Genomic DNA, 11303 nt, shown 5'->3' with positions numbered 1-11303 from the left:
GGGCTACCTGATTACCGAGATCGTCCTCCAGCCGCGCATCACCGTATCTACCGAGGCGGAGCGCGACCGTGCCGCCAGGCTGATTGAGAAGGCGGAGAAGAGCTGTCTGGTTTCCAGGTCGATGAAAACGCTCATCCGACTGGAGCCGGAGATCGTCGTGAAGTAGATGGAAAGCGATTCAGCCAAATCGGCTGTGCGGAGCGCTTGGCTCTTCCACCGCTCCAGCGCGAGGCAGGCAAAAAAATGGGGCCGGATGACCTCGCTGAGGGTCAAGGTCACCGGCCCCTCTCTCACCCACCTCCGCAGGCCCGTGGGCAAGAAACGTGACATCTTTACAGACAGGGCTTAGGCCGGTTCTCCGCGCAAAAATTCGTAGCGGTCAATTTCAGCGGCGATTCCCAATTTCTTGGTGCTGTTCTGCGGCTCTACCCGAATAATCCGACCGAGACAGCGCACCCGCACCGGACCAGCCAAAGTAATCTCAGTGGGAAGGGTGAGGACGATCTCCACCGCAGATCCGGGCGAGAGTTGCTTGTCCACGTAAAAGTAGAGGCCACGCGAGCTGACATCCTGGGTTTCGGCGCTGCTTTCGACCGTGCGCCCTTCCTGACCGGCCCAGCGGACCAGCAAGGGGAGGCGCATATGAAATCTTCGATTTATTCTGCGTTCGCCCACGATTTTATCCAGTTCGTTCAATTTCATTTCGGGCTCGAGTTGGATGCTGCCTTTTTGTCGAACTCGGGCGAAGTTTAAGGTCGGGGAGAAAAAGGCACAATAGCCCGTGGGAATCAATTTGGGTGGGCGGAAAGCGGTACGGCGGTACTATGAGTCTTGGGGAGGGCTTTTCAGGTGCCCGGTTCAATCAACCGGTGGTGGATGGCGTAAAGGGCCAGCTCAAGCCGGTCAGAGACGCCGAGTTTGTCAAAGATATTGTGCAGATGGTTTTTCACCGTCTGCTCGCTGATGAAGAGCTTTTCGCCAATCTCGCGGTTGCGGAAGCCCTGAGCGACATGCTGCACAATCTCTTTCTCGCGGTCGCTGAGCAAAGGCTTGTCGCGTTTCACGCCCTGCTCGGAGGACTTGGTAAAGGCGCGCATGACCTCAGCCATCATGCGCTTGTCGAGCCAGATTTCGCCCTGGTGGACTTTACGGATGGACTTGATGAGCATATCGGTGGCGGTCTGCTTGAGGACCACGCCGCGAGCGCCCAGCCGCATGGCGCGGACGATGTCGCGCTCTTCTTCGGAAGCGGTCAGGACGATCACCTTGGTCGTCAGCGAATCGAAGTTGACCTCCTCCAGCACCGTCAGGCCGTCCTTGTCCGGCATGCGCAGGTCGAGCAGCAAAACGTCCGGCTTGACCTTCGGGATCATTTGCACGGCTTCCGCGCCGTTGCTCGCTTCGCCCGCCACCACCATGTCCTCTTCGGCTTCGAGGAGCTTCCTTAACCCGTCGCGGAAAATAGGATGATCGTCGGCAATCGCGACGCGAATGGCTTGCTTCGATTTGGCCATCTTAGTTCACCGGCACGTCCACCGTCAGCCGCGCGCCGTGACCCGGCGTGGATTCTATCATCAGGCGGCCGCCGATAGTGCGTGTTCTCTCCTTTATCGAAATGGGACCGAGGCGAAGCTGATCCAGTTCCTCGCTCGAAAGACGACCCGCAAAACTGAAGCCTCGGCCATTGTCGTCCACCACGAGCGAGATCCGGTTTTCCTCTTCGCGCAATTTGACTACAACGTGACTTGCTCCTGAGTGTTTCTTGATGTTGTTCAACCCCTCGCGGACAATCTGGAAAAGTTCCCGGCAGATCTGCACCGGCAGCTCGCGCGCCGGCGGTTCGCCCAGCACGTCCACCGCAATGCCGGTCTCGCGCGCGTACCGCTCAGCCATGTCGCGCACCAGGTCCATGAAGTCTTCGCTCTCCACGTGGATGGGCTTCAAATCGCTCACAAACTGGCGCAGATCGAGCGTCTCCTTGTGAACCAGCTCCTGCAAATGGCTCAGGTCCCGGCGGAGCTTCTCCGGGTTCCGCGCCGCCAGCCGCTTGTAAACGTCGAGCTGCATCTCCACGCTCACCAGCGTCTGAAGCACGCCATCGTGGAGGTCGCGGGCAATCCGCGCTCGTTCGTTCTCCACCGTCCGCGCTCGCAAATGGCGAAGCAAGAAAAGGTTCTCCAGCGTCGGGCCCACCTTCCTCAGAATCAGGTCCAGAAGCCGCAGGTGCTCGGCGGCGAACTCCCCGTGGCGATTGACCAGCAGGAGCCTGCCTGCCGGCACGCTGCCAAACGTGAAGGAGACAGCCAGAGCCGAGCGCACGCCAAAATGCTCCACAAAATCCGCCGCCGGCACAGGGACCTGGCTCAGCTCCACCTTCTTCCCTTCCCTCCAACCCGCGCCTTCCGCCGGAATCTGGCCAAGGCGGTTCCAGTATAAATTCGTTTCCAGCCGGTCCAGAAAGAACCACGGGCGCTGATCGGAAAGACGTTGCTCCAGCCGAATGCGCTCGGGCGAATCCTCGTGAAAGTTCCAGAGGTAAAGCCGGTCCGCGTCCAGGTCATAAAAGGCGAGCAGGCAGCGCTCGACATCGAAAATGCGCCCGATCACTCCCAGGACCTGGCGCAGCGATTCGCCAAAGCCCTGCTCCACCCGGATCATGTCAGTAACCTCGCTCACCACGCTGCGCTGCTCGTCGCGCCGGCGTTGCTCGCCACCGAGGTAGGTCAACCCGCAACCCACCCCGGCCGCGCATGCCCCCATCAACCACCATCGGGGCGATTGAGCAGTCACCGCGCTGAGTCCGCTCGGCATAGCCAGCAAAGCCGTTCCCGTCACCGCCATGATCGGAGCAAAGGGCAGTCCCCGCGGGAATCCCCACCGCAGGCCCGCCACCATGCTCAAAAATGCAAACAAAAACAAAAACCCAACCAGCGACGGAAAGGCAACCAGGAACGCCACCAGGAAAACCAGGTCCGCAACATGAAAAGCCCATCCCAAGACCGTGCGCCGCACCACTACCAGCCCGGCCACGCTCACCAGCAAAAATGCCAGCGGCAGCCAAACCCAGGTGCCCACGCCGCCGAACGTCACCCCGGTGGCCAGAAATGCGATCCAGAGCAGCAGCGCATACAACAGCCGCGACGACTGAACCAGTCGCTCCAGTTCGGAGGTCGAGCCGCTCGGGGGAACAAATGCAAACGATTCAACTGCCATCTTCCCTACGGAAGGCAGCAAGTACTGGTAAGCTTAGGCTAGTACTAGACCGATGTCAATGCTTTCCTGAGATGGGGACGTTCCAAGGGGGTAACTAGGCTTAAGCCTGTGGCGTCCTGTGGATACGAGGAAAATAGGAAAGCCGCACCGCCACCACAACCTGCCTGTTGTCGCTGGACAGCCTTGCCCCTGACAGGGTCTCAGCTTCGAGAACCCGGACTAGAACCCTGCCAGTAAGCTCCGGAGGGAAACCGAACTTCCCAGCCTCCGGCTCGCCTGATAGCCTTTTTTCGATTTTCGAGTTTCGATGTTGGAGTTTCGTCCTCCGGGAGCTCTCACTGGTTCCCGGTTTTCGGTTTTCGGTTTTCGGTTTTAGCTTTTCGCTTTTCGATTTTCGAGTTTCATCCTCCGGAAGCTCGCCGTGGTTAGCCATTTTCGAGCTTCTCTCTCCGAGTGGCCGATCGGAGCTTGCCGATTTTCAATTTCCGATTTTCGAGTTTCGGTTTCCGGTTTTCGATTTTCGAGTTTCGTGCTCGTCAAGCTCGATTTGGTCTCCGGTTTTCCGGTTTGGGGTTTCCAGTCTTGAGTCTTGAGTGTTGTGTCTTGTGTCTTCGATTTTCGATTTTCGAGTTTCGAGTTTCGTCTTCTCGCAATCAGCCACTCTTTTTCTTTGGAGGATTTGGTAAACTAGCTCGTTAGGTGCGCCCGTAGCTCAGCGGATAGAGCGGCAGGCTTCGAACCTGAAGGTCGGGGGTTCAAATCCCTCCGGGCGCGCCAGTCCTTTTCGAACCCCCTTTCATTTCTCCCACCCTTTGCGACGCGGAGGATGGGCCGCCACCTTCTTGCCTGTGTTAGGATGCAAGGCCAATTGGGGCCAGACGGGACCTAGGCGCAAATCGTGACTCCATGGGAGAAGAAGATGAAGAAATTGATCCAAGTCCTAACGGCCGTTACCCTCGCCGCAACCAGTTTGGCATCAGGCCCAAGCGCCGAACAGAATGTTTCGGTTGAGGAGGAAATCAAACAGCTGGACCGTGCGGAAAGTGAAGCCGTGCTGCGGAGTGATCTGACGATATTAGACAAACTTTGGGCAGATGATTTCACCGTCAACGCTCCCAACAATCAGGTGGTCAAAGGGAAGAAAGAAGTGGTAGAGCTCGTCCGCTCTGGCGTAATCAAGTATTCTTCCTTCGTGCGCGAGATTGAGTCTGTGCTCCCTCAGGGAGACACTGTCATCGTGATGGGATTGGAAACCGTTCAGCCAGTCGGCAATGCTCCCGGAGCGGGACAAACGTTACGCCGCCGCTATACCAACATTTGGATGAAGAAAAAAGGTCAGTGGCGGTTGACGGCACGGCACGCCAATATTGTTTGTCAAAGGTAAGGGGTCAAGCTCACACGTCCCAGGAGCGTGTGGCGGAACTCGGCGAGCGCATTCGTAGGCGTCTTGAGTGTTACGTTCCGCGCCCGGTACTGCCGGTCGTTCACGATCAAATAGATTTCGTCCTGACACGACCTTTGGTTAGAGCCTCAGGTCATTTTCTGTCTAGGGTAAGGGATTTCGGTCAGGATTTGGCGGATAGGGAGAGTTCCAAAATCGTCCCCTCGGGCGCGCCATTTGTTCTTTCTTGTCGGTGCGCGGCATTTCGGCTATTTCCTTGCTCTCAGGGGTGCACGCAATCATTTCTGTATATCGATGCTCACGCCCCCTGGCGGAAGCCGCCTGCTCCGAGCAGCATCGCGCTCCCACCGGCTTCCACAAAGTCGTGGCTGCCTTCCGCATGTGTGTTATACTCAGCGCTCGGTGTCAAGAAGTCGGAATGCGTCAGTGCCTTCCGGGCTGCAGTTTACGGCCTGCCTCACCTGACTTCATCCGGTTCCCCATCGGCGTTTCCAAGCGATCTGAATCCGGCTGGGTGCCGAGACACCTCGCGAGCGGCGCAGCAGAGAGTTAAGGAGAGAAAGAGAATGAAGAATCTGTTTGTCGGCAACATGAGTTTCCAGACTACGGAAAGCGATTTGCGGGCGCTGTTCGAAGCGTTCGGGCAGATCACACGCGTCCACATAGCGACGGACCGAGACACTGGTCGGGCCCGCGGCTTTGCTTTTGTGGAAATGGCCAATGACGAAGAGGCAGCCAAGGCGATTGCGGCTCTCGACGGAAAAGAGGTTGGCGGGCGCAACCTGAAGGTGAACGAAGCACGCCCCAAAACGGAACGGAGCGGGCCAGGGGGCAGTGGCGGCCGCGGCCGGGGCGGATTCTCGAACGAGGATCACCGCGAAGCCGCGCGCAAGCCGCGCGAACCCCGCTGGTAGCGTCAGACGATGCCTTTGCCGGTCGCGACTTTGTTCGCGCCCCATCCTGATTTCAAGGAGACCCCATGGCAACGCGGTCGAGAACCACGTTTCAAAAGCGCCAGAAGGAAATGAAGAGAGTGGAAAAGCAGCGCATGAAAGCCGAACGGCGTGCGCAGAGAAGCCTCGCCAAACGCGCGGCAAACGAAGCCCCGAACGAAAACGTAACCGTGCCCGCCGAGTCTGAACCGCAAAGCTGATTGGGGGCGGCTTCAACGAAGTTGACCCATCTGTGGAATATCAGACACAGTCTGGGCCAACGGAAGAGTTCTGAAATCGTTCCCCAGGGCGCGCCATCCCTTTTTTCGTTTGATATCCAACAACTTGGAGAGATACCCTTCTGTGTGTTTAGAACCCCATGCTCAACCTGATTCTGACGGCTCGGATCATTACGGAAAGAGACCACTTTCTGTCCGAGGGACCTTAGACTGCAGCCGCCGTTTCGCAGGAGATACGAGAGCCCACGCACGGAAGGGGGAACGGGAAGATTTGAGCACCGAACGGTGGCCGTCCTAACTTGATATGTACGATCGGCGTCAATTCCTGAGAATCCTAACTGCATTTGCGCCAGCAACCGTTATCACTTTACTTGGCGCCCGCTCACTCCCAGAGAAACCACTGACAGTGCGCTCAAAAGACGGCACGCGTATTGCGTTTGAATGTCAGGGATCCGGGCCCGCTCTGCTTCTGGTTCACGGCGGCATGGGTGACCATAGCCGTTGGGAACGGGTGTTGCCTGCATTTTCCGCTCGTTTCCGTGTTTGCGCGATGGACAGGCGAGGTCACGGCCAGAGTGGTGACGCTCAAGAGTATTCCTTTGAGAGAGAATTTGAAGATGTTGCAGCGGTGGCTGATTCGTTGAACCCACCGGTTTCCGTGATTGGCCATTCCCTGGGCGCCATCTGTGCAGCCGAGGCAGCCTTGCGCACGCAAAACATCGATCAGTTGGTCCTGTATGAACCACCGTTTCCAGTGGGTGGCCCCGTAACGGACCTCACGGTTCTCAGCAGGTTTGAAGATCTTGTGCGAAGAGGTCAGAAGGACGCAGCGCTAGAAATGTTCCTGCGTCACATCGTGAAGCTATCCGAGACTCGAATCGCCGCGGCGCGGAAGAACCCAAGCTGGACAGCACGTGCGCGCACCGTTGACGTACAGGTCCGGGAAATACGGGCGCTGAATGCCTACGAATTTGTTCCGGCGAAATTTGGGAAGCTGACGATTCCGACGTTACTGGTGATGGGCTCTCAAACGGCTGGCCATCACCGGGCCGCGATTGAGGCTCTGGCTCGCGCGTTGCCAAACCAAATGCTCGTGATCCTGCAAGGTCAGGAGCACGACGCCATTGAAGCAGCCCCCGAGTTGTTTACAAATGCAGTTCTGGAATTCTTGAAATCCCGTCCGGCAAGCTAAGCAACCTCAAAGTTCTGAAATCGTCCCCCAGGGCGCGCTACTCTTTCGATCAGTTACGGCAATCGCTTGACGGCTTGCGGCTGACTGTGGCGGAAGTTGTAGCGGAAGCATGTTTTCGACCAAGTCTAAGAGTGCGCTTGGCGTAATCGTCCACGCTCACTGTGGCTAGCTTGGCCTTGGGGCACGGTTCCTGGCGCAAACCGGAGCCGAGGTCTAGGGTTCCTGCGCTGGCTTATGCTTCCTACCCGGGCTGGACTTCGGCGAATGTGCGATGCGATATTCATCGAGTTCCGCGTCGCCGATGGAGTAGTGAGGTTTCAGCGGATCGTCGGCGTTGGCAAGTTCTCGCTGCAGTCGGTGAGAACAGATGTCGGGAGCGTCTTGATACCGCGCGCGTTGTGACAGGAAGGCCTGGTTTGAGATGGTCAGCTTGACTTCCCGTGACTGATCCGCTGTCGTCCCTCTGACGGCAAACGTGTACTCCCGCACGTTTGCCTTGGCTTCAAAGCCGATATATGCGACGTGGATCGCGGCGCTCATTCGTTCGCCTCGTGAGGCACTCTCGGTGAGCCTTGCGGTCGCTCCGGACGCGCAAGGCGGAAGCGAGCCCGCCCGAAGCGGGCTCGCCTTTTCCGTTGACTACAGGGTGATGACATTTTCCGCTTGCAGGCCCTTCGGACCCTTGCAAACTTCGAACTCCACCGCTTGACCGTCATTTAGCGACCTGTACCCCTCCGCCTGGATGGCGGAGAAGTGTACGAAGACGTCCTCGCCGGACTGGCGCTGAATGAACCCGTAGCCCTTGCTGGCATTGAACCACTTCACTGTTCCTTGTTCTTTCAACTGATTCCTCTTTCTCTTTTCGTGTCTAAGCTATTTGGTGTCTCCAGTCCCATCTAACGGGTGCCTTCAGCCGCCAAAAACGAAAACGGCTGCAAGTGGTGTCCCTGCAGCCCCTCTCTACGAACCCAAAGGTTTTACAAGAGCATCAAACGCACCCCGACACTAGCATGACTTGGGCGAAGCTCCTACCCCTATTTTGCTGTTCTGTCGCTCCCAGATTCCTGCAATGGGTTAGAAGGACAACCAGCGCGTTACTGGTGAACAAAGATTGCATGGAGCATGCGCAAGAGTGCTATAGAATTAAAGTTTCAGCGCGCATCGAGCTCGCAATCGAGAATCCCGATAGGGAGGAGTTCTGTCTGCATGCAGCCTACCGCCAAGACAGGAAACAACCAGCGAAATCGAATCACGGAGAACGCCATTGGTTCAGAGCGCCACGCTCCCGCCGACGGCGGCAAGCTGATCGTGCTGACGGCACCGCTCACCGAAGCGATTGACCACGCCGGTTACTTCATCCAGATGGCTCTGGCGTCGCTGCCGCAGTGGATGGAGTTTGTGCTAGACAAGAAATATCCGAAATGGCGCGAGGTAGAGCGCGACGAGGACGGCTCGGCGCGATACATGCCCGCCGGGGTGCGCGTACTGGAGAAATCGCTGCTGCGCGAATTCGGTTCTGAGGACGTGGTGGCCTGCTTCCCCGACGACCTGGATCGGTTTATCGGGCCCAATACGCGCGTCGTGGCCGTCTCCACCCACAACCCGCTGGGCGTCACGTTTGCGGCAGGTGTGTACGCCTCCATTCTCGGCTCGTCGAAAATGCCGCTGAATTCGATCTACGCCCGCGCTATGTTCTCCGGGATCAAGCTGAGTCTCTACCGGAAGAATTTCCGGGTGGTGGTGGGCGGATCGGGGGGCTGGCAGATCACTCAGACCAATACGTTTGACGAGCTGGGCATCGACTGCGTCGTTGAGGGCCGCAGCGAATCGCTGGACACCCTAGCGCTGTTTCGCAAGGCCATCGCGGGGGAAACGCTGCCGCGAGAAATCACCGTGGGGCATCCCACAACGCGCGACGCCATCCTGTTCCCCGACCGGCGCACCACGTTCGGTGTCGTGGAAATGACCACCGGCTGCGGGCGCCGCTGTAATTTCTGTGCGCCGGACCTGAACCCGCAGATCGACTTGCCCAAAGCGAGAATCATGGAAGCGGTCCGAGCCAACGTGCGGCACGGCAACAAGCAGGTCTCTCTTGCCACCGAGGACATGTTCATCTGGGGCCAGGTGCACACCGACACGCCGTTCTTCTTCCCCAACCGCGAAGCGCTGGTGGACCTCTATTCAGAAATTGTGAACACGCCGGGCATCGAGCAGCACGTGCTGAGCCATTGCACGATAGCGCCCTTCGTCGTGGACCCGGAATTGATCCGGCAGCTTTCCGATGTGTTGCTACCGAAAAGTCCCATCCATCTGCCGCGGCTCAGCACCCACCCACAGAAAAAAGCTCTATGCCCGCTGATCGGGCTCGAGACCGGCTCGGTCCGCATGGCCAAGCAGATCATGCCCAGCAAAGGCATGCCGTTTCCCATTGACGATTGGCCCAGCATAGTCCTGGAAGGCCTGCGCGTGGCCAACCAGAACAACTGGTTCCCCATGATGACCCTGATGGTGGGCAACCCCGGCGAAACCGATCAGGACGTCCGGGAAACGCTCGATCTGGTGTACGAGATAGAGCGCCGCGGCCTGTTCGCCTTCCTGGTGCCTTCCATTTTCACGCCGTTGCACGACACGCGCATGGAACATCAGACGGGCGTCACCCACACCCGCCAACTCCGCCCCCTGCAATGGCAGCTCATCATGGGGTGCTGGAAGATGAACCTGCGCCCGGGCCAGTATAGCTGGTGGGGCCCCATGGCCTGGCGCGTCGGATCACTGTTCCTGTGGCTCTACCGACTGCGCAAACTGAACGGCCCCAATTTCACCTGGCCGCTGATGATGTTCGCGGGCTTGGCCCCGGAAAAAATCATCCAACGCATGGGCAAGGCTTACGTCGGTAAGCCGCTCGTGACCAAGAGCCGCCGGGAACTGATCGCTTCGCTGCGGCCTAACTACCTGCAATACCTCCGCGGCGATAACGGCGATTTGCCCGAAGGGTTCAGCCGCCCCGCCCTGGGCCCCACTGGCCCAAGAAAGATTGACTTCGAGCCGGCAACACTGAGTTCTGAAATCGTCCCCTAGGGCACGCCAGCCTCAGCGAAGAGCGATGCACAGAACCATAACGAACCTGAAGGTCGGGGGTTCCCTTCGGGCCTTAGGCGACGCTTCCCGACAAATGACGCCGGGACGCAAACTGCGCGCAGGGCAAATACATCCCTCCGGTCTGCGCGCGGCAAGCCGGGCGCACCAAGTCCTCCTCAGACTCCCAGGAACTCTCCGCCCCTGGGACACAGCGCTCTCTCAACAATCTTTAGAGGGGTAAGACGTTGCCCGGTCAAGCCACGGTCGGGGACAGAGAGTCCTCAGGCGTAGGGGAGATTCTGCTGCACGTTCGGCCAGCGACCCGGCGCGTACACGGGCCTTCGGCGTCCTAGTCTTCGCCCGGACTCGGCGGGGCAGGAGGCCGGGCGTCCGAGTGCTTCAAACTTGGGGCACCATCCTGGGCAAACGACTGCCCTTTTGCTGGTTGAAACGGCAGTTTGGGACCTAGCCCAAGAGTTTTCTCACACGGCTTCCCAACGCAAGAAGGCCAGTTCCTACAAGCAACAGGGAAGCGGGTTCAGGAACGTAAGTGACTCCTGTTGGCAAAAGCAGATCAACACCGCTAGGCCCGCCACAACATTCGAAAAACTGAACCTCGAAAGGGTGTACCCCAGCGGTGAGAAGCGCGCTACCTGAAACCACAGCGGGCCCGTGCGCGCCCCCATCGTCAACGACCAGTAAGCCGTCGATAAACAGCAGGCTACCGTCGTCGGAATCCAGCGTGAATGTGTAGAGACCTGTAGCTGGGATAAGGAGCTGACCGAACATATCCGCACCGAAATCAGGGAGCGCAAATGGGTGCCAAGCATATCCGGTGCCGGTTGCGAACATGATGTCGGGCGACGTGAAAGTCCCAACCAAACCGCTGTAGGGTGTGCCGCCGCCGACAAGGCTGTGTCCTGAATACACGTTTACCGTAACGAAGTTGTCGGCAAGGCACGGAAGAGCAAAACAAAGCACGACCGCAAGTGCGGCCAGAATCTTTTTCATCTTTGTCCTCCAAGGGCCTTTGAGGGAAAGGGGCACGGTAGGGTTCTCATACTTCAGCCCCCTACATGTCGTTTATGCACGCACGGTTCCAATGGGGGCGACCGCCGTAACAGATTGAAAATACGGTGGTTGCCAAGGACTCTCGTCTCTCGGCAGGGCAGCGAAAGTGATAAGAGCTGCAACTTGAATGCAAATCCCTTCACCCAGGCGCTCCAGTTCGGAGAGTTCCAGAAGTA

General features: G+C 58.3%; 11 protein-coding genes and 1 tRNA gene. 6 read left to right on the top strand and 6 right to left on the bottom strand.

The features are described from left to right. Positions 1-345 precede the first annotated feature (345 nt). The 3 genes from VIH17_03565 to VIH17_03555 all read right to left on the bottom strand — a co-directional run bounded on the left by VIH17_03565 (position 346) and on the right by VIH17_03555 (position 3213). Complete coding sequence (locus VIH17_03565) at positions 346-702, bottom strand: PilZ domain-containing protein (GenBank protein ID HEY4682310.1); 357 nt, start codon at positions 700-702, stop codon at positions 346-348. 143 nt (positions 703-845) lie between these two features. Then, on the bottom strand, positions 846-1514 hold the full coding sequence (locus VIH17_03560) for a response regulator transcription factor (protein ID HEY4682309.1): 669 nt from the start codon (positions 1512-1514) through the stop codon (positions 846-848). A 1-nt stretch (position 1515) separates the two neighbouring features. Then, positions 1516-3213 carry a histidine kinase gene (locus tag VIH17_03555; GenBank protein HEY4682308.1) on the bottom strand — a complete coding sequence of 566 codons (1698 nt, stop codon included), beginning with the start codon at positions 3211-3213 and terminating at the stop codon, positions 1516-1518. A 701-nt stretch (positions 3214-3914) separates the two neighbouring features. Here VIH17_03555 and VIH17_03550 point away from each other — a divergent pair. The 5 genes from VIH17_03550 to VIH17_03530 all read left to right on the top strand — a co-directional run bounded on the left by VIH17_03550 (position 3915) and on the right by VIH17_03530 (position 6978). Beyond that, positions 3915-3990 (top strand) — tRNA-Arg (locus VIH17_03550). A 142-nt stretch (positions 3991-4132) separates the two neighbouring features. Continuing rightward, positions 4133-4597 carry a nuclear transport factor 2 family protein gene (locus tag VIH17_03545; GenBank protein ID HEY4682307.1) on the top strand — a complete coding sequence of 155 codons (465 nt, stop codon included), beginning with the start codon at positions 4133-4135 and terminating at the stop codon, positions 4595-4597. A 584-nt stretch (positions 4598-5181) separates the two neighbouring features. Beyond that, positions 5182-5529: an RNA-binding protein gene (locus VIH17_03540; protein HEY4682306.1), complete on the top strand. Its 348-nt coding sequence runs from the start codon at positions 5182-5184 to the stop codon at positions 5527-5529. Between the two features lie 65 nt (positions 5530-5594). Further along, positions 5595-5768, top strand: a complete 174-nt coding sequence (locus VIH17_03535; protein ID HEY4682305.1) for a hypothetical protein — start codon at positions 5595-5597, stop codon at positions 5766-5768. 322 nt (positions 5769-6090) lie between these two features. Next, positions 6091-6978 carry an alpha/beta hydrolase gene (locus VIH17_03530; protein ID HEY4682304.1) on the top strand — a complete coding sequence of 296 codons (888 nt, stop codon included), beginning with the start codon at positions 6091-6093 and terminating at the stop codon, positions 6976-6978. A 213-nt stretch (positions 6979-7191) separates the two neighbouring features. Here VIH17_03530 and VIH17_03525 read toward each other — a convergent pair whose 3' ends face one another. Both VIH17_03525 and VIH17_03520 read right to left on the bottom strand, forming a co-directional pair. Further along, positions 7192-7518 (bottom strand): hypothetical protein, encoded by a 327-nt coding sequence (locus tag VIH17_03525; protein HEY4682303.1) that lies wholly within the window; start codon positions 7516-7518, stop codon positions 7192-7194. Positions 7519-7617: 99 nt separating this feature from the next. Next, complete coding sequence (locus tag VIH17_03520) at positions 7618-7821, bottom strand: cold-shock protein (protein HEY4682302.1); 204 nt, start codon at positions 7819-7821, stop codon at positions 7618-7620. 363 nt (positions 7822-8184) lie between these two features. On the opposite strand from VIH17_03520, the gene VIH17_03515 reads away from it, so the two are divergent. Then, entirely contained in the window at positions 8185-10056 is a 1872-nt protein-coding gene (locus tag VIH17_03515; GenBank protein ID HEY4682301.1) for a radical SAM protein, read from the top strand. Positions 10057-10521: 465 nt separating this feature from the next. On the opposite strand, the gene VIH17_03510 is transcribed toward VIH17_03515, so the two are convergent. Next, positions 10522-11067: a PA14 domain-containing protein gene (locus VIH17_03510; GenBank protein HEY4682300.1), complete on the bottom strand. Its 546-nt coding sequence runs from the start codon at positions 11065-11067 to the stop codon at positions 10522-10524. Positions 11068-11303: the final 236 nt, after the last annotated feature.

Source organism: Candidatus Acidiferrales bacterium (assembly GCA_036514995.1).
Lineage (GTDB): Bacteria > Acidobacteriota > Terriglobia > Acidiferrales > DATBWB01 > DATBWB01.
This window is presented reverse-complemented; position numbering and strand designations above follow the sequence as displayed.

Bases quoted from the DNA above. Each gene is read 5' to 3' on its own strand.
- VIH17_03565 (HEY4682310.1), bottom strand. From the start codon at position 702: ATGAAATTGAACGAACTGGATAAAATCGTGGGCGAACGCAGAATAAAT.
- VIH17_03560 (HEY4682309.1), bottom strand. From the start codon at position 1,514: ATGGCCAAATCGAAGCAAGCCATTCGCGTCGCGATTGCCGACGATCAT.
- VIH17_03555 (HEY4682308.1), bottom strand. From the start codon at position 3,213: ATGGCAGTTGAATCGTTTGCATTTGTTCCCCCGAGCGGCTCGACCTCC.
- VIH17_03545 (HEY4682307.1), top strand. From the start codon at position 4,133: ATGAAGAAATTGATCCAAGTCCTAACGGCCGTTACCCTCGCCGCAACC.
- VIH17_03540 (HEY4682306.1), top strand. From the start codon at position 5,182: ATGAAGAATCTGTTTGTCGGCAACATGAGTTTCCAGACTACGGAAAGC.
- VIH17_03535 (HEY4682305.1), top strand. From the start codon at position 5,595: ATGGCAACGCGGTCGAGAACCACGTTTCAAAAGCGCCAGAAGGAAATG.
- VIH17_03530 (HEY4682304.1), top strand. From the start codon at position 6,091: ATGTACGATCGGCGTCAATTCCTGAGAATCCTAACTGCATTTGCGCCA.
- VIH17_03525 (HEY4682303.1), bottom strand. From the start codon at position 7,518: ATGAGCGCCGCGATCCACGTCGCATATATCGGCTTTGAAGCCAAGGCA.
- VIH17_03515 (HEY4682301.1), top strand. From the start codon at position 8,185: ATGCAGCCTACCGCCAAGACAGGAAACAACCAGCGAAATCGAATCACG.
- VIH17_03510 (HEY4682300.1), bottom strand. From the start codon at position 11,067: ATGAAAAAGATTCTGGCCGCACTTGCGGTCGTGCTTTGTTTTGCTCTT.